This is a genomic window from Pantoea sp. Morm, from assembly GCF_016643525.1.
Taxonomy (GTDB): Bacteria; Pseudomonadota; Gammaproteobacteria; order Enterobacterales; family Enterobacteriaceae; genus Pantoea; species Pantoea dispersa.
Map to the genome: position 1 here is coordinate 1 of NZ_VOQX01000083.1, position 18338 is coordinate 18338.

General features: G+C 50.2%; 19 protein-coding genes. 13 read left to right on the plus strand and 6 right to left on the minus strand.

Annotated elements, in window-relative coordinates; translation table 11 throughout:
* A partial coding sequence (locus tag FT726_RS21490) for a cytochrome b/b6 domain-containing protein (protein ID WP_346303410.1) occupies window positions 1–517 on the minus strand: 517 nt, incomplete at its 3' end.
* A gap of 435 nt (window positions 518–952) precedes the next feature.
* Here FT726_RS21490 and FT726_RS21495 point away from each other — a divergent pair.
* The 3 genes from FT726_RS21495 to FT726_RS27685 are packed head-to-tail and all read left to right on the plus strand — an operon-like array spanning window position 953 to window position 1877.
* The gene (locus tag FT726_RS21495; RefSeq protein WP_346303411.1) at window positions 953–1423 is read left to right on the plus strand and encodes a DUF1203 domain-containing protein; all 471 of its coding nucleotides are present in this window, start codon (window positions 953–955) and stop codon (window positions 1421–1423) included.
* 56 nt (window positions 1424–1479) lie between these two features.
* The gene (locus FT726_RS27680) at window positions 1480–1608 is read left to right on the plus strand and encodes an Ltp family lipoprotein (RefSeq protein ID WP_394516778.1); all 129 of its coding nucleotides are present in this window, start codon (window positions 1480–1482) and stop codon (window positions 1606–1608) included.
* A 41-nt stretch (window positions 1609–1649) separates the two neighbouring features.
* On the plus strand, window positions 1650–1877 hold the full coding sequence (locus FT726_RS27685) for an Ltp family lipoprotein (protein WP_371221852.1): 228 nt from the start codon (window positions 1650–1652) through the stop codon (window positions 1875–1877).
* A 717-nt stretch (window positions 1878–2594) separates the two neighbouring features.
* On the opposite strand, the gene FT726_RS21500 is transcribed toward FT726_RS27685, so the two are convergent.
* From FT726_RS21500 to FT726_RS21510, 3 genes are read right to left on the minus strand one after another with little or no spacing between them, the layout of a single operon-like run.
* Window positions 2595–3956, minus strand: a complete 1362-nt coding sequence (locus FT726_RS21500; RefSeq protein ID WP_346303412.1) for a helicase RepA family protein — start codon at window positions 3954–3956, stop codon at window positions 2595–2597.
* Window positions 3953–4321, minus strand: a complete 369-nt coding sequence (locus tag FT726_RS21505; protein ID WP_264441544.1) for a hypothetical protein — start codon at window positions 4319–4321, stop codon at window positions 3953–3955. Before FT726_RS21505 ends, FT726_RS21500 begins: the two co-directional genes overlap by 4 nt.
* Window positions 4311–4505, minus strand: a complete 195-nt coding sequence (locus FT726_RS21510) for a hypothetical protein (RefSeq protein WP_275025883.1) — start codon at window positions 4503–4505, stop codon at window positions 4311–4313. Before FT726_RS21510 ends, FT726_RS21505 begins: the two co-directional genes overlap by 11 nt.
* A 317-nt stretch (window positions 4506–4822) precedes the next feature.
* Here FT726_RS21510 and FT726_RS21515 point away from each other — a divergent pair, with 317 nt between their 5' ends.
* The 8 genes from FT726_RS21515 (at window position 4823) to FT726_RS21550 (ending at window position 13341) form a co-directional block, all read left to right on the plus strand.
* The gene (locus FT726_RS21515) at window positions 4823–5017 is read left to right on the plus strand and encodes a toxin-antitoxin system HicB family antitoxin (protein ID WP_159378403.1); all 195 of its coding nucleotides are present in this window, start codon (window positions 4823–4825) and stop codon (window positions 5015–5017) included.
* A gap of 841 nt (window positions 5018–5858) precedes the next feature.
* Window positions 5859–6791, plus strand: coding sequence for a winged helix-turn-helix domain-containing protein (locus FT726_RS21520; protein ID WP_346303413.1), 933 nt, complete (start codon window positions 5859–5861; stop codon window positions 6789–6791).
* A gap of 5 nt (window positions 6792–6796) precedes the next feature.
* Window positions 6797–7237, plus strand: coding sequence for a hypothetical protein (locus FT726_RS21525; RefSeq protein WP_346303414.1), 441 nt, complete (start codon window positions 6797–6799; stop codon window positions 7235–7237).
* A gap of 240 nt (window positions 7238–7477) precedes the next feature.
* The gene (locus FT726_RS21530) at window positions 7478–8032 is read left to right on the plus strand and encodes a fimbrial protein (RefSeq protein ID WP_346303415.1); all 555 of its coding nucleotides are present in this window, start codon (window positions 7478–7480) and stop codon (window positions 8030–8032) included.
* Between the two features lie 39 nt (window positions 8033–8071).
* A complete protein-coding gene (locus FT726_RS21535) occupies window positions 8072–8764 on the plus strand; it encodes a molecular chaperone (RefSeq protein WP_346303416.1) in 693 nt (230 codons plus the stop codon).
* Window positions 8765–8766: 2 nt separating this feature from the next.
* Window positions 8767–11289, plus strand: a complete 2523-nt coding sequence (locus tag FT726_RS21540) for a fimbria/pilus outer membrane usher protein (RefSeq protein WP_346303417.1) — start codon at window positions 8767–8769, stop codon at window positions 11287–11289.
* A gap of 17 nt (window positions 11290–11306) precedes the next feature.
* Window positions 11307–12587 carry a fimbrial protein gene (locus FT726_RS21545; RefSeq protein WP_346303418.1) on the plus strand — a complete coding sequence of 427 codons (1281 nt, stop codon included), beginning with the start codon at window positions 11307–11309 and terminating at the stop codon, window positions 12585–12587.
* Between the two features lies 1 nt (window position 12588).
* Complete coding sequence (locus FT726_RS21550) at window positions 12589–13341, plus strand: molecular chaperone (protein WP_346303419.1); 753 nt, start codon at window positions 12589–12591, stop codon at window positions 13339–13341.
* Window positions 13342–13552: 211 nt separating this feature from the next.
* Here FT726_RS21550 and FT726_RS21555 read toward each other — a convergent pair whose 3' ends face one another.
* The gene (locus FT726_RS21555; RefSeq protein WP_346303420.1) at window positions 13553–13819 is read right to left on the minus strand and encodes a host cell division inhibitor Icd-like protein; all 267 of its coding nucleotides are present in this window, start codon (window positions 13817–13819) and stop codon (window positions 13553–13555) included.
* Between the two features lie 762 nt (window positions 13820–14581).
* On the opposite strand from FT726_RS21555, the gene FT726_RS21560 reads away from it, so the two are divergent.
* Window positions 14582–15853: a sensor domain-containing diguanylate cyclase gene (locus FT726_RS21560; protein ID WP_136545591.1), complete on the plus strand. Its 1272-nt coding sequence runs from the start codon at window positions 14582–14584 to the stop codon at window positions 15851–15853.
* 1215 nt (window positions 15854–17068) lie between these two features.
* On the plus strand, window positions 17069–17653 hold the full coding sequence (locus FT726_RS21565; protein WP_346303422.1) for an SDR family oxidoreductase: 585 nt from the start codon (window positions 17069–17071) through the stop codon (window positions 17651–17653).
* Window positions 17654–18062: 409 nt separating this feature from the next.
* Here FT726_RS21565 and FT726_RS21570 read toward each other — a convergent pair.
* Window positions 18063–18338, minus strand: a 276-nt coding sequence (locus FT726_RS21570; RefSeq protein ID WP_346303421.1) for a primase-like DNA-binding domain-containing protein, incomplete at its 5' end; no start/stop codon positions are given.

An 18338-nucleotide genomic window follows, 5' to 3' on the forward strand; every position in this document is an offset into this window, starting at 1 on the left:
GGCCGTGCGCGTAAAAATAAATCTCGATGAACGTTGTCAGAAATTTGTGCAGACGGAGATAATATTCTGCTGCATCGGATGCATTTTTCAACAGTGTCTCTGCAAGAAACCAGACTCCTCCTGATGAGGCAACGAGAAGCAGTGCAAGAACGCCAAGTCCCTGTACGGCGGCAGCAATACCTCCCTGCGCAGCCCCGGGCAGTTTGCGCTGACTGATCAGTTTGATATCGCGTCTGATACCACTGAAATCCAACATCATCCACGCGTAATACCAGCGGAAGCCTCTTTGTGACAGCATCCATGCCAGTAGCATCAGGCCAAGGAAAATCAGCAGAAAACCAGAAACTACGTGAATCCAGGTTATCACGCCCTCAACACTGCTATCGGTAAGCAGCTCAGCCTCAATAAAATTGGAATTTATAATCTGAGATAAAATAAGTACCGCCACAGCAATATGTAGACCGCGAAAAAAGGGAGCGTAGCTATACGGAATTACGTCTACCAATTTAAATTTCATACTCACCCCAGGGAGAAAGACACCCCTGAAGGATGGTCTTTCAACATTAACTTATCCTTAAGTGACAAAATAATGCATCAGCAGTAACCTTCTGAAAGTATCATTATTTTAAAGAGAGCTTAACATCCTGCACTGACATTTTGTCCATAGCGGGCTCCATGGAGTGAATTATTGAACCAAATAGACCTCCGCCTTTGGCACATAGTAAATCGACAGTACACAAGATAATGTCCGCCATGAGGGAACAACCGAAATTTTGGAAAGGGAAAAGCTTAATATCCCCCTAACGTCACAGCGATGATCTTATAAAAGCAGTTCCGGCACAAAGCGGAATGACTAATGCCCATATTGCAGCAGTCATTTCCCTGTCCGAAAACAGCGAGCAAGGCTCAACAAGATGACGCTATCGTCTGCTGACTATCACAGGAGGCAAACATGCAATTTAGAATTTCAGGGCTTGATGCAACCCCCTTCCTTCATCTCTTTGGGCAGAAAGAACATTACTTAAAAAAACACGGTGCGCTAAGAAGAGACGTCGACAGTTTTCCCGGCTATCCCGACAGAATTTCATTAAATGATATGCCCGTCGGTGAGACAGCGATACTGATTAATCATACCTATCAGCCTGCTGATACCCCCTATCACGGCACACATGCGATTTATCTCCGGGAAGGCTGTACTCATCAGGGGATATATATCAATGAAATCCCAAAATCACTCGCTGTCAGGCTCCTTTCAATGAGGGCCTTAGATGAAAACCATTTCATGCTGGAGGCGGATATTTGTGACGGTGCGGCGGCGAAAAGTCGGCTGAATCATTTCTTTGACGATCCCACAGCCAGCTATGTCCATATTCATTATGCTAAGCCGGGATGTTACGCCTGCCTTGCCGAGCATTTTCAGTGATTACCTGCGCCAGCTTGAGCATCGCTTCATGCTGTTTGCAACGTCTGGAATCACTGATGTTAAACAATTTGACTGGGCCTCAAAATAATGCCGTTAGATTTGCGAAGCAATTTCTCAGTAGGAAAGCCTTCTCACGAAACGGACTTATTCAACAACTTTCATCGGATGCTGAAGATAGTTTCTAGATTTCTGACACTTCGGTAGCAGTGGACAACCTGAATATTGATTGGAATCAGGAGGCGGTGAAATTGCGAAGCAGTATCTCAACATGAAGGGCTTCTCATGCAAAGGCCTGATTCAGCAACTCTCCTCATGTGCCGGAGACACATATACAGTTGAGCAAGCAACCTACGGACAATACAGGCAGGTGGCTGCTAAAAAACGATGTGGTTTGAGTGACGTTTACCCTCGAACCACCGAATTCTCGGCTACAAACTTACGACGTAGGCGGTAAATGGTATATGACCGCAACTTCGGAATCCATCTCTATGCGCGGGTAGTGCTCACGCATCCCTTCTAGCAGTAATGCATCCGGCCATTCCACACTTTTTCCAAGCCTGGCCGCAACGTCAAAAAGCGGCATTTTTTCAACCTGCGTCACACATACCATGACCGTGTCATAGGCATCCTGCGCGTTTACGTAAAGCATAGGGCCCGGCACAATCTCGCATTCCCGCCATCGGAGGTATGACGCTTCCTGCCTGCGCGAACGTCCGGAAGCAGACGAGGCACGATTTCAAGATACTGCAATGTCATATCACCTCCGGTGACCTGCACTAAGTAATGGATATAACGATCAGTAAGTAATATCGGTTTTTGACTAGTGGGTCGAATGTAATCTTATACAAGTTAGCTGATAAAAAAAGCAAAGCGTATCTTCTAAACGTCCGTTTCTGGCACAATGCGGATATTCTGCCCAGATTTCCTTAGTGAGCCTTAACGTCATGCCAGCAGTGTGTAAGCACCGCCATTTAAACCTCTCTTACTTCTCCCCACTTGCTCCCCACTTTTTCAGTTCCCCACTTGCTCCCCACCTGTTTTTTTCAAAACCCTGCTCAGCCCAGTACTGGTGGGGGTTTCAGGGGTTCTCCTCACTTTCCGGGTATATACAGGGAAAAAGTGGGGAATCCGGGGGCACGCTCCCCACCTTCCCCACCGCTTCCCCATTTTTTTACCCACTTTTATGATGTGAATGGAGCGTAAGGTGATCACCGTTCTGGATAATCAGATCATCATCAGTCAGCTTCTGCAGCCAGCGGGTAAAGTGTTTGGTATTAATCCCCATTGCTTTAAGGTCGTCGCGTACAATCATTTTTGTACATGCCTCCTGGCTGGCAATACGACTGCGAATAGCCTGCCAGAGTGCCATATGATTTCCCGTAATATTCGGCACGCCGGCCAGGTCTGGTTCGCGCTCATCAGCCTCACGGGCAACATCCTGCACGGCCAGCGAATGGATTTCCTCTCCCTCTTCGTCCGTGAACAGCCTGACCGGCTGCAGGTCGTACGCCCGGCGCTTCGGCTCCTCAGCGTCCTTCATTTTGGTGCAGGAAAGTATCAGGGCGATGTTCTCATCCTCGCGCTTCACCTGAAACTCAGCGTCCAGCGCCGCGCGGAACGAGCTGGAGCCCCGCGCCCCTTTGGCCTCGTCTTTCCCTGAGTGGTGAACCACCAGCACCGTGGCGCCGGTCTTCCGCTTGATATCGTCACAGCCCTCAATGAACGCCCCCATATCGCGGGCGTCGTTCTCATCGTTGCCGCCAAAGCAGCGCGCCAGGGTGTCGATGACAATCAGGCGCACCGGCAGACCTGCATCCGCCTCAATCTGCTTCGCCGCCAGGATGATCTCCTGCACCTCTGACTGACGCACCGGAAAGACGGGGCGGTTTACCAGCCAGACGTTTTCCACGCGCTGCTGATAAACCTGTTCCCAGGCGCGGATGCGGCGCGGCACGCCGATGCCCCCCTCACCCACGATATACAGCACCGCGCCGCGGTTAACCCTGTGGCCTGCCCAGGGGAGCCCTGCCGAAATATGGCAGGCCCAGGAGACGGCGAGAAAGCTTTTGAACGAGCCGCTGGGGCCGTAGATGCTGCACAGCGCCTGCGCGGGCAGGACGTGCTTCATCACATAGTCCTGCCGGGCGTCGAAGCCCTCAGAGCCGCGCGACAGCGGCAGCCGGGTCTTCGTCGCGTCTGCCGCAGGAAAGACGCGCTGAATGCGCCCGGTGTCGCGCAGGCAGGCATTCAGCGCCTCCGTGCCGAGGATTTCCGCCACGACCGAGCGGCGGAGCGCCTTCACCTGCTCAGCGTCCGTGCCCAGGTAGCCGGCGTCGCACAGGTCTTCGTAGGTCATGCCGTGCAGCTGCATCAGCCGCACCACCAGCCTGCCGCAGCGGGTTGCCGGGTCGTGATGCTGGCGGGCGGCCTTTTCCAGCTCAGAGCGGCTGCAGGGGCGTCCGTGCGCCCACAGATAGACGCAGGCAAAGAGCGCGTCGGAAAGCGGCTCAGTGAGCCGCAGGGGATGGCTCATTTCGGCAGGCCTCCGCTCATCTGGAATTTGCCAATCAGCGGGTGGTACCAGTACGCCGAGCCGTACTTCCGTTTGGCCGCACGCAGCACCAGACGGGCCGCCTCACGGAATTTCCCGTCCGGCACCAGATAACCTCCGGCCTTATGCCGCACCAGCATCACGCCGGCGTTTTTTGCCAGCTCCTCCGCCTTTTTGGTGGAGATGCCAAACTCCGCCGCCAGCGTGCTGACCGGCGCCATGCCGGGCGGAATGGTGCCGCCCTGTGAATCCACCAGCGCGTTCAGGCTGGCCTCCAGGTCCCCGACGCGCGCAGTAAGCGCCTCCACCCGGCCGGCCAGCTCGTTGAACTTCACGTTACTGATCATGGTGCTTTCCTCCGTCAGCCCTGAGCGCGCGGTAAATCTCAAAGTTGATGTCGCAGGCCAGGCTGATGAGGTGCCGCAGCTGGGGGGAGCACTCCCGGCAGGCCTTGTCCATAATCACTTCAAACAGCGAGGTGGCCATCTCGGCCTGGAATTCAGCCTGATCTAAATCCATGGGCTCACGCATTTCGGGCCTCCTGAACGGGCAGCGGGTCCGCGGGAGAGAGGGTAAGGCAGCGGACAGCCTGCTCTGAGCCGGCGCCGGCGCCGGTGCAGAGCCGAAACGGGGGTGCAGACCGGTCCTGACGGGAAATGGCGGGGAGGCGGTACTGATATTTGGGGCGAGTTTGGGTATGCTTGTTCATAGCCATAACTGTTACCTCTATTAACGGTTTGGTCAGACGCCCCGTATGTGTTGCGAGCACTGCGGGGCGTTGTTCTGACAGGTTCCAACTGTTAAGGTACGGACCTATCGAAATAAATGCTAGGTCAATAGGTACATACATGTCAACTTCAATTACCCGCGATAAACAGCCCAAAGGTAACGGCAAGGCTCCCGCATTCCAGATCCGAATTAATCCAGAACTGAAAGAACAACTTGAGGCAGCCGCTGCAAAAGATGGAACAAGCCTGGGGAACTGGTTTAAAGAACTGGCAAGGAAAGAATTGAAGCGACAGGGCATTGAGCCCAAAGGCTGACCCTGACAGCAAACACCAGCAAGTGCGTATATCCCGAAGCCATAACAAACTTATCCCGGATCATCTCAACGTTAGCTGAGACAGCTCAGATACATTCACGCGGTCTGAGTAAGGCGTGCAGACGTCAGAATTGCATCTAAACCTGACTGAACAGGTAAGGTTCCGCCAGCCGTAATGTCGGGTTATGCGAAAAGATTTGTATATTCACTGCACACATTTCTTTCTCTGCCGAAAATCCTTTTAAAGAGAGGGGAGCACAGATGAAGTGTGATGAGAACGACGGTGAATTACCTGGAAAACCCGCAAGCACCCATAACAGTAACAGAACAGACATGCAGCACGTTGAACAGGATAATGATTGGCTTGCAGAGCTGGAACACGAGATGGAGGAGATGGCAAAAAAATGGCCTGGCTCAGGCCACGCATACTAACCCGCAGGCGTTATAGGGGATCATAACGCGCTATAAGTTATGACCAGCCGAAAAGACGGATACGGGCGGGCTTTGGAAGCCGGCCCCGGATTCTCCTCTTTAATCCAGCGTGCCTACGTCTCTTCACTGACCTGTCCTTTCAGACGTGGGAATTTGAACTTAGTTTGCTACGTCATATCCCGAAATGTTCAGGAGTATGATGTTCTGAACCAGAATACGGAAATGTTCAGGAGTATGATGTTCTGAACCAGAATACGGAAAAGTTCACATTATTAAAAAGTCATTTAAGAACTGAAATTATCTCATTTCTTCTTTACGTTTATGCTTAGTGTAAGTTCAACAATATTTAATGGTCTACCTTAAGAAGGTTCTTATAAAATAAAAACATCGATACAACCGGATGCAACAAGATGAAAAAAATTATTATTGGTAATGGTGTGGTTTTTTATCCTGGGAAAAGGGAAATTAAAAGTCACAACACAAATCTAAAGCTGCACTCTTCAGCCTCATATTGTTTTGAATTATTGATAGCGCGGCAGGGTGAAATTGTCGATCATGAAGCGTTTTATCAGTATGCCTGGCGTCGGTTTGGGATGGAGGTCAGCGCCAATGCGTTATATCAAAGTATTTCTCTAATCAGAAAAGCTCTGCTGGCATGCGACATTTGTCAGGATGTAATCAGGACAATTCCACGCCGCGGTTTTATGCTTTCCAATGCCATTCTCATTGAAGAGTCTGCAATTACACCTGAAGATTTGATTACGGATGAAGAAAGAGCGACTGGAGAAGGCGAACAGAAAAACGAAAAATGCAGTTTCGCCATAGATCCCGCCAATAAAAACGTGCTTTCAAAAAAGAATAAGGATCCAGAAACTCATAACACTGATGAGATTACAGATACCCTGATTAGTAACAAGCAGCATTCTGAAAAAGAATCTGAAATCAACAGCGGTAATCTTGAGCCTCCTGTATTGACTCTCAAAAAAGGTGTAAAGCGCCATACGATTTCTCTGCGCCATTTTTTTAACACAGGATTGGCAATGATGACAGTTCTGGTTTGCGGCTTTTCTATTATGACCTTTTCACTTTATCGCCAAAAAATGGATTTTGTTAAACGATTTGATATGAATGGATGCGAAATATATGGTAGTAAAAAAGCGGACAACAGCCTGATCGTGCGTGTTGCCAAAGATATTCATGCGGAATGTAGTGAGCGACGAAATGTTTTCATCACAGCTTTTACTAATGGTGAGCGCATTTCAGTCTTACAGTGTAAGAACCCCCTCTCTCTTTTAGGTTCCCCGGACTGCATTTCGTATTATTACATAAGGAGAAAGTGGTGAGGTTAATGTTTTTACTAGCAGTAATGATAATGACAGCAACATGCATTGGTGTGTTTATTTTCCGACAGGATTCGATCCATTGCATTGCGAATATTAATTACATCAGAAGCAGCGATACTTTTTCAGCAATCGCCTCTCACGATATGCATGATGGTCAGGGTGTAATCTCCCTGACAGGACGTCTGGTTGATTCCGAGCATAATATGATTAGCCTGAGTAAAATTATCCGCTTTACTTACCATCGTGAGGGGGATTTATATTTAGCAAAATCAATATTTATAGAGTCCTCACCGGATAATCAAATGTCTCAGTACGTACAAAAAAAGTGGTTGCCCGACTTTTTCATTGATGTAGGGGCAACACTTCCATTTATTATTAAAAAAACCGGCATTAGTACGTGGGTTTTTTATTCAGGCCCGGTCCCCCTCTATCTTTGTGAAAAATAATTATTCAAAAGCAACAAATGCCGCCATAGCATGGCACTCCTGACCTGCTGCTATCTCAGGAATGCTCTTTCGCAGCAAAAAAGGGAAAACCTCATCCCATTGAAATAAAATAATTTTTTTACTTGAAAGACCATTATTCAGATAAGGTCAGAACACTTCAAACATGGTTCCTTCCTCTTACCCCTATAATTCCCGCCGCCAATGAGCATGTTTATTAACCAGATTCATAAGAGGGAATCAATGAAAGCCAGTTCTTTATCACGTTATATGACACTTGCTTTGTGCAGTGCGAGCGTCATTACTTTTAATACATTTGCAGCATCACAAAATACAATTCGCTTTCAGGGCGAAGTGAATGCGCAAACCTGTAACGTAAATGTTAATGATGCAACAGGCAGTCCGATTATCCTTCTGCCTACGGTTTCAACGGCTGCGCTGAGTACGGCGAAATCAACTGCCGGAAAAACCCCTTTTACGATTAATTTAACCGGTTGTGTCGCACCGACATCCGGATCAACGCAGGCAATTAATATCAATCTGGTTGGTAACAACATCTCTTCAACTGGCGATTTACTGAATACCGGGACCGCCAAAAATGTCACACTACGTTTGCTGGACAGCGGTGACAAAGCGATCAGTTTATCAGGCGGCTCTGCGACAGTAACAGGTATGAAACTGGCCAGCGGAAGCACCAGCGCATCGCAGGATTTCTCCGTTGAATATTACAGCGACTCAGGAAACGCGGGCGCCGGTACGGTTTTAAGCAGCGTTCAATATTCTGTCAGCTATCCATAATTTTCAGCCCCCCTTATTTTAGGGGGGCAGGAGAAACCTGTGTTTAAGCCTCTTTTTTTTCTATTCGTGACGTGTTCTGCCACGTTTTGTCAGGCAAGCGTCGTGTTGAATGGCACGCGCGTCATTGTAGACGGCACGAAAAACGAAAAAACACTTCAATTTACTAATGCTGGAGATCATCCAACACTGGTTCAGATTCAGGCGATCGATTTCAATAATCACTCTATCACTCCATTTGTGGCGTTGCCGCAAATTTTCAGGATCGCCCCTGAAGCGGGTCAAACCGTGAAGCTCAACGTGACCAATAATAATCTCCCTCAGGATCGAGAGTCACTCTTTTATATGGACTACACCGAGATCCCGTCGTTAAAAAAAGGGCTGGAAGATAAGAACAAACTCTATTTGATAATTAAAAACAGAGTAAAGGTTATCGTTCGCCCAACGGGCCTCAACTTCTCCATGGATAAACTGAAAAACGCGCTGTCATACCACTTTCAGGGACGGGACATTGTCTTCAGAAATGCCTCACCTTTTTACGCCAATATTCGCGCGTTTACGTTGTTTAAAGGGAATAGCACCCTTCCCTGGAACGATGCTGTCACGCTGTCACCATTTAGTGAGCAGCGCATCACGTTGCAAAGCCGCTCATCACTCTCTGGATACGCGCTTGACGCCGTCCTGATAAATGATTTTGGTGCCGATGAAAAAATAAACGTGAACGAAAAATCGTAGAAATGAATAAAGCCTCCTTATTCTTATTGTTCGCTTTGAGTCTCATTCCCTCACGGGAGAGTCAGGCGGATGCGGGTCAGGATGACTATGTCTTTGATCCTGCTTTGGTGCGCGAAGTGATGCCTGGACAGATTGCGATGCCTGACAATGCGCAGGATGCCTGGTTTCAAGCCGGCCGTTATGATGTTGAGCTTTACCTGAATGGTAAATTTCAGCAGTCCACGCCAGTTGAAATCATACGTGCCGACGGGCAGCTATCCGTTTGTCTTCCCCTGTCCTTTTATCACGCGTTTGGCGTTAAGGCGCATTATCTGACTGCGCTCAGCGAGAAAGGCTGTGCCAGGCCCGATACACTTTTAATGGGCGCGTCAGTTAGTGTGAATACGGGTAGCCTACGTGTAGACGTTACCATCCCACAGGCGATGCTGATTCACCGGCCCGTCGGCTATATCGCGCCCGAAAACCTGACAGCGGGCACGACCATGGCGTTCGCAAATTACAATCTGAACCAGTTTTACTCCGATTATAAAAACGCGCAGCGTTTTGAATCCAACTATCTGGGCATCAACAGTGGCATCAATGCGGGCATGTGGCGTTTTCGTCAACAGGGAAACTTTAGTCATGATGATACCGGCAATCGCTGGCAAAGCGCCCGGGCATGGGTTCAACGTGCGTTGCCGTCATTACGAAGTGAGGCGGGCATAGGCGAGCTTTTCAGTAACGGTGACCTGTTTACTGCGGTGAGTTTCAACGGTGTCAGTCTGGACTCTGATGAACGTATGCTGCCGGATTCTGTTCGCGGTTATGCGCCGCTGGTGCGCGGTGTGGCGAACAGCAATGCCCGCGTGACGGTCTGGCAGGACAAACAACGGATATATGAGACAACCGTGCCGCCGGGGCCGTTTACGATTAATGACCTGAGCCCGGTTAGCTATGGCGGCGATCTGAGTGTAGAGGTTCAGGAGTCTGATGGTAGTCTGCATCGCTTTAGCGTGCCGTATGCGGTCTTACCGCAGTCACTGCGTCCAGGCCGGACAGATTACAACTTTGCGGTCGGTAAAGTCAGGGATTACAGCAAAGACAACGCATTTACCGAGCTGACCATGAAGCACGGCCTGACGAACGCCATCACGTTTAATGGCGGCGTCAGGTTGGGTGAACGCTATCATGCCATTCTGGCTGGTGGCGTCTGGGCCTCAGACCTGGGCGCGGTGGGATTTAACAGCGCATACTCTGACGCCATCCTGAATGGCGGCGAGTCGACTCAGGGATGGCGCTATGCTCTGAGTTACAGTCGAACCTTCCAGCCCACGAATACGACATTGACGTTTGCCGGCTACCAGTATTCCACACAGGGATACCGGGATCTGAATGACGTAATTGCGTTGAATAATGCAAAAACACCGGGTCGCAACAGTATCACCAGCGAGTATATGCAGCGTAACCGAGTGCAGATGACGCTTAATCAGACGCTGGGAAAGGCGGGCAATATCTATGTCTCTGGCTCGAAACAAAATTATTATGACAGCCGCTCGCACACGACCCAGTTTCAGGTCGGCTATGGCACGGTATTGCCCAATAACATTGCACTGAATGTTTCCCTGTCTCGCCAGTATTCGCGCAGATCGTCCCCCCGTGAGCCGCGGAGGGCCGTCATGACCCACTATGCAGACGAGACTTTTTATAAAGATACCCAACTGCAGGTCAGTGTCTCTGTACCGTTGGGCTCGGATGCCACCTCACCCTATCTGGCACTTAGCGGGATTCGGGGAAGCCAGAACGGCAGTAATTACACGGCCTCGCTCAGCGGGCTGAGCGGTGAGAGTGGCACCAGCTACAGCGTGAATATAAATCGCGATCAGCAGCAACGTGATACGACCTTCAGTGGCAGCCTGGGCAAAACTTTCTCAGAAGCCAGCGTGACTGGCACAGCGTCGACCTCTTCACGGTTTAATCAAATGTCCGTCAATGCGATGGGCGCGGCGGTGATCCATAGCGGTGGCGTGACGTTAGGCAATTATCTGGGCGATACATTCGCCCTCGTCGAGGCGAAAGGAGCCAGGGGGACACGCATCCTGAACAACCAGAGAAGTGAAATCGATCGCTTTGGTTATGCGCTGGTCCCTTCGCTCAACCCGTACCACTACAACACCATTACGCTAAGTGCCAGCAGCAGCGACGGCAATGTTGAGGTTCAGGATAGCGAAAAAAGTATCGCGCCCTATGCCGGCGCAATGGTGAAAGTGACCTTCCGGACATTGCGCGGTTATCCCGTGATGCTAAAGACCCGTACTAATCGTAATGACACAGTGCCGGTTGGTGCGGATCTGCTGGACGAAGCGGGCAATCGCGTGGGTACGTTTGGTCAGGGTGGCAATGCCTATTTACGTGTGGTGAAAACGCACGGTCGGCTGAAAGCCGTCTGGGGTGACAATGCGGAATCGTCCTGCTTGATGAATTACAGCATACCTCAACCGAAACCCGATGCGGTGATGACGTATGCGGATGCCGTTTGTCGTTTTTAAACTCAGAGGTGTTATCAATGAAGCGCTATTTAGCAGCAATCATATTATTTTTTCTGGCGGCAGGATTCCCGGCTTTTGCGACATGCACTCGGATAAAGCCGGTGGATCATGGCTGCGATGCCTGCGGTGCGCCACTAAACCTCGGAAATATCGGATTGATGAATCTGCGTTATCAGCCTGCAGGTACGGTGCTGGCACGCTCAGTCTTTCAGGTGGTACCGGCTGTCAAAAATGCCGATCCGGATCGCGTTTTGTACGAGTGTGATCTGGCGGATAAAGATCAGCTGTTTGAGGTCTTCGCCACCAATGGTGACAGTAACGTTGGCGGCGCCTGGGACATGGGCAACGGCTATTTCCAGACCTACTTTCCTTATACCGCATTAAAACTGGTTCACGTGCGCAGCGGTAAGCCTTTTACCCGTATCTGGCAAAAGGTGCCGCTCACACAGTATGAAATAAAGGGCAATAAAATCGAGATCAGGGGACGCGACTTCAGCCCCATCAGTGCGGAACTCATTCGTACAGATAAAAATAACCGCTCGCCCGGGTATAACACCTTTGGATGTTCCAGTGCTGCCGCAGATAATTACACTGGCGCGTATAATTGTAACCAGCCGAATGGCTATGTGGTGTTTATGGGGCCAGGCATGAATGTCCCCGAAGCGGGCCAGGACAGCTGGAATCATTACGATACATGGGGAACAGGTCGCTACATGGCCTTTGGAATGAATACCGCGCCGGTCGCGACCCTGACACAAAACATGACGCAGGGCTGCCGGGTAGAAAATTATACCGCAAACGTCATTTTTCCTGGCATCAGCATCAATGCTCTCAATGAAGGTCAAGCTGTGACGGCACCGCTTACCATTACTCTGGCCTGTGCGAGCGAAACCGAAAATTTGTCTGGTATCAACTCAGGCCAGCTCTCTCTGGGCTTTCAGCCAAGCTACGCCGCGTGGCTGCAGGTCCAGCAGTTGGGGTTGACGTCAGGAGACGGACTTTCGCGCTACCTGGTGTCCGATCACTATGACAGCCTACCTTCGCTGGCGAAAGGCGTCGGGATTCAATTACAAACATCGAGTGGTCAGCCAGTATCCTTTTTAAGCTGGAGCAGCTTTAGCGGTAATGCGGGCTGGCGACCGGTGCTGGAGGATGCGCAGGCTATCAGCGGCAGCCAGCAGAGTGACGAAAAGCTGTATCAGCGCAGGTTCAGTGCCCGTCTTGCAAAGCTTCCTGGTCAGACCGTTACGGCTGGCCAGGTTGATGCAACAGCATCCATCCTGATTCGGCTGCAATAATATGAAAACGCTCTTTGGGTTATTTATGTGCCTTGCGATTAACGCCCAGGCTGCGGTGATTCCGCAGCAAAGTCGACTGTTCTTCTACCCGGGTGAGGTGCAAATTCCGTTACTGCTGATCAACAGCGGCGATGCACCCGTTCTCATACAGACCTGGGTTGATGGAGGTTCACCGGAAAAATCGCCCGGCAGTAAAGCTTTTCCCTTTGTTGCGCTTCCTGGCGTTTTTACGCTGAACAAAAACGAAAAAAAACAGATTGCGGTACTACGTACCGAACTGGCCGCACACCTGCCAAACGATCGTGAATCTCTTTACTGGCTCAATCTTTACGAAATCAGCGCCGTAAAAAAAAGAACGGTACAGCAGGACAACGATAAGATCAGCATGGCGCTGAATACCCAACTCAAGGTAATTAACCGACCGTTCAGGGAAGTGATGCCATTTGCGGCACGTGTCAACGCGGTGACCTTTTTGATCAGAGAAAAGCAGGGGCAGGCGTTCATTCATGCCACTAATGGCAGCCGCTATTTTTTCACCCCAGGCGAAATGATTATAGCAGTGGGAGGAAAACGTTACCCCGTTTATCTGGATGGTGATAAGACGCTCGCCCCGTTTTCCAGTAAAGATTATCCCCTTATTGGAAAATCGCCTCTGCCGGCGAGTCATATCCTTCTGGATTACACGGCACTGGACGATGAGGGCAACCCGCAGGCCTTCTCTGCCCGCGTTGTTACGCCGTCAGTATCATGGTAAAACAGACGTGCGGGTGCCCGTTGACGAGTTCCCGCAAGCGTCATCAGTAAACCGACGAATTTGAATAAATTGAATTAACACAAAAGCGCCTCGCGCCACTGCCGTTCTTTTGCAGCAGCTGATTTTTCCCTTTTCGATATCCGGTCATAACTGAAATCATTATGGACATCTAACGCACCACCATAAGGTCGTGCAGGAAATGAATGACAAATCAGGAACTCATGGACTTACACATTTCCCCTTCATCTGCAGGCTCCTGCCCCAATAAAGAAAGGATAAAGTATGGGGCCAGAATGCGGCGGGCTTCCTGTTCTGAATCCGCATCAATACAAAGACGGAACGGGGGAGCGGACCGGTCCTCGCGTGAGACAGCCAGAAAGCGATACTGGTACTTAGGGCGCGTCTGGGTAGGTTTGTTCATAACCACAACGGTTGCTCCGGTTAACGGTCGGACAATTGGCCTGATGGCGATGGCCATACCTGCAAGCGTCACTGTTTTTAATCACATGTACTGGGTTTATGGTATCGACTCCCTGGAATAAAATCACCCTGCCCCCCTCCCGCGAAAGTCAAAAAATCAGACGCACGTTGCTGATTCGAACAGGACTGAAGCACTGCTGTCTGATGATGACACCGGGTGCAAATCGATGCGGATTTCCACAGCATTGCTAACACAGGCGTTAGCACATGCGTGATAATAATGACGGTATCGCACAGGCCCTAATGAATGTAAAAGGTCTTTCCAACAGTTATGTCATAGGGATCCGTCCCTTCCCGCGGGCACCCCGTTGATGGGCTCCCGCTTATTAACGGGGCTCAAGAACAGTGCCTTAATGGTGCAGCCAGCCAGTCATTCACGAATTAGCCAGATATTGTACGACGATCACCCTAATGATAATTAACCATGGGGGTGAATATCTATCTCCTGAGAGTCCGGTTATAGTCTACGGTCGTGCCGTTAAAGGTTGTTTCCACTTGCGCCGATAATGTAAGTCAGATCACCTGAACGTATAGCGTGCTACAACTCACTCTCACTCATCACTGCGGGTAGAATTTACGGCTGCAAGAGTGAGCAAACAGAATGCAGAATACGTCATTGCTCCTGCCGGAGCGTCACATAACGAAAAATCCTCCCGCGCTTCCCATCTGGTTTTCGGGGCAGCAATGCGGGTTACCGACGGCGGCACTGACGGAAATTGAGCGCGTTTAGTTTCGTCAACAAACATCGGAGACGATCATCCTGGACACTGTTATCACATCAACTTTTTCCGCTGTTTGGACCACGGACGACCAGGGCGTTTGCATTACCAGCCAGGAATACCCTGAAGGTCTGATACCCGCATTGAAAGGTGTCACGCTCAGCGCATGGCTGAAGTTTGCGCAGGCAGACGATGATGCAAAAATTGCGCAGCAATTAACGGCTGCGCTTGAAGGCGTTGCCCCGTTTCATATTGAAGTACCGATCCGTTGTCTCGACGGAAAAATGCGACGGGTGATTTTTTCTGGCCTGCCACATTGTCAGCCTTCGCCTGATTACTCTCATTATCAGGGGTTCATTCTGGATATAACCGGTCAGCGCAAAGCGCTTGAGGACGCACTGCGCACGGCAGCAGAATACCGCCTGTTAATTGAAAACAGCACTGACCTTATTGCCCATTGTGATGCCAGCGGCAGGTACGTATCTGTCTCACCGTCATACAGCGCAATGATGGGCTGGTCAGCAGATGAAATGAACGGGCAGAGGGTAATTGATTTTCTGCATCCTGACGATCGGGGCCCCGCGACAGAAGCGCTGGAACACATCTTCAGTGGAGGTATCCTGCCAGACGTGGTGGAGGTCAGAAAACGGCATCGGGACGGTTATTATCTTACCCTTGGCACCAAAGCCTGCGGTGTCAGTAACCCGTCGACGGGCAGGAACATCGGCGCAGTGCTGGTTTCACGTGATATCACTCGCGATAAAGAGCGGATGGAAAGGCTGGAGAAAATGGCAACCCGCGACATGCTGACCGGGTTACCCAATCGTGCGTGGATCAATACCCGAATTGAGCAGATGCTCGCACAACCGAAAGATGCAGACTACACAACCGTCCTTTTTCTTGATCTCAATGGGTTCAAGGCAGTCAATGACACGATGGGGCACGCCGCGGGCGATACGTTATTGCAACAGGTCAGTAAGCGACTCAAGCAATGCATGCGCCCGGGCGACGCTGTGGCGCGCCTGGGAGGCGATGAGTTTGTCATAGCCGCAAGGTGCACTAACCGCAAGGCGGCATCCTCCATTGCCCAGCGTATTATTGAGAGCCTGGCAGAACCTTTCACTATCAATAAAATGGAAGTACGCGTGGGAGCCGCAATTGGCATCAGCCTTGCGCAATTCGGCACGGCATCAGCAAAAACGTTACTGGATAACGCCGATGTCGCGATGTACCAGGCGAAAGCACGACGTGATGGGTCTTATCAGTTTTTTGATGCTGCGCCACAGATTACGAATGTGCAGAAGTCAGACTGACATCCCTGATTCGTACCTGCCACTCAGCTCCTCTGCAGAAGAGCCCTTTCGCAACGTACAGGCAACAAGACGGCGAGAAAACGCGTTGATTTAACTACGGGGGGTCACGGTGACCTCCCGCCTCCTGTCTTAACAATGGTGATTAACACACACGCTTAAATGCACATGCAAAACCAGGATAACCCACCAGCCGGACCTGCCATGGCTGGCCCGTAATTATCACAGCATCACGTTGATACGGGGAAACGTCTGACTGGATGAACTGCCTAACAGGTGAATGTTTCCATAATCATCCGACTCCCCTGTCCGGGCTGGGCGGATAGTAGGCGTTTTTTTATGTGACAGGTGGGAGTGAAAATCTTCAGCGTAAAAACAGGCAGCGCAAAAAAAACCCGCGCTGAGCGGGCTGTAAAGAGAGTACTGAAGGTCCATCATGCTTATCACTGCGGCATGGTATCTGAATAATAGTCCATGCATGAAAACTGTCCAGTTCTATCCCCGAATGCCGCCATGCCGGAGGTTGCCAGGGACTCTCCATTATTTACGATTTTTCATACGTCCCGCTTTTCTCTCTGGGGCAAAACACTCCAATAAATGCTGCGTTTTAAACGGTAACTCAGGTTAAGACATTTGCTGTATGCCGGACCGGTGGTATGTCCGTTATCTGTCCATCGCAATGACATCATTTATGCTCATATCCCTCTCAGCTCTGGTGATTCCTCTTCCAGTAATAATTGGCCGCCTGCCTTAGTACACGCCGGTCACTGCTCTCCGGACGCATCAGCCACTGGAGGATGAAAACGCAGATTCAGGGCGCATTGCGGTAAGTGGGATGACGGTCAGAAATCAAATTTTCTCTAGCTTTCAGTTTTTACTTTCATGAACTGATGGCAGGGCAGTAGCCCTGACCTTCCGGGACAACGGCTTTATGGCCGGTATGCTCCTGAACTTGGCAACGTGTATTTACGCCTAGCAGTGAGGGGTACTGGAGGCAAAAAAGGCCCGCCAGGGGCCGAAGTGGGGTAAAACATATTTTTTTGCCTTCACCGTTCATTCTTGCTGAGTTATTTATTATGACAAGCGTAAGCGGTAAAAAAATGCGATTCAACGTTCACTTTGTCATGATGAGCGCCGTCAGTTATGTTCAGCCCAGGTCAACATCGCATAACTCTTTCCTGTGGTGCCTAATGCCGGTTCATTACATTTGCAAGCTTAATCAGCGCAGATCTTTCCAACGCCAGGCAGACACAACAGACTTTCGAAGAGTTCAGTCAGCGATTCGCATTTGACAGGATCGTTAACAATGTGGATCTGGTTAAACCTCAGCGACTCGGCGATATATATTTAGCGACTTTTGAAGATGTTATACGCGTCATTCTCTATCCCGCTGTACAGGGGACACATGCCACTCTCGCCGGCATGAAAGACCGGGGATGGGGGCGAATCATTAATATTTCCAGCCTGACGGAGCTTGGCAGTGTTAAACGGACAGCTTATGCCGCTGCAAAAGCGTCTTCGATCAGCTTCAGCCGTAACTGGGCACTGAAACTCGCTCAGACAGGTATTACGGTGAACACGGTGGCGCCGGGGCCGACTGAAACGGAGCTTTTTCGGGTGAATAACCCGCCAGGCAGCGCAGGTGAAGAGCGCTATCTCAGGGGAGTGCCAATGAGGCGATTTGGCAAGCCAGACGAAATTGCGGCTACTGTTGCTTTTCTGATGTCAAAGGATGCCGGCTTTATAACCGGCCAGACCCTCTATGTCGATGGCGGGGCATCAGTGGGTCAGCAGCTCTTTTAACGCGACAGTCATAAGGATTGAGTTTACTAAAACGCCTAAGGTGAGAAATGGCACCTGAAACTTTAGACGTTGCCGTTCACATCAGTCTCTAAGCTGGCTGACACCTAAGGCCTCTGATATTCGTAAAATTCAGAGCAGCAACGTTTTTCAAACGCACGAAAAAAAAGAATAGTGGTTTAAGTGTTCACCTGTTCACCTTTGCTATTTTTATATTACTTATCAATAAATTAAATGGTGAACGCTTTGAGTAATAGTATTCACCGAGTGTTCACCCTGGTGGTCACCCTGGGAGGCTTAAAGGTGAACAGGTGAACACCTGGTGAACACTTAAAGAAAAAGTATTCACCTCTTAAAATCATGAAAAATAAATATTTTTCTACAGGGTGAACACTGGTGAACACTTTTTTAATTAATTTAATTTTTCTCCTGTTTTACCAATACAATGAGGCAACCATTCTTCAGCCTCGGGTGTAAGCGTAAGGTTTGAGCGCATGCCCTGCTTTGTCCTTTTCTTCTCATACAGTTTTCCATGTTCGGCAAGGGCGCCAGGCATGTCTGTGCCAAACCGCATGAGCGATACCGGCTTGCTCAGCGCGTTCGCCCGCATGTAAGCCATGTAGGCGTGATAGAGATAGCGACGCGGGCTGAACGGAACAATTTCTGCGTTGCCGATAAACATGCCGTC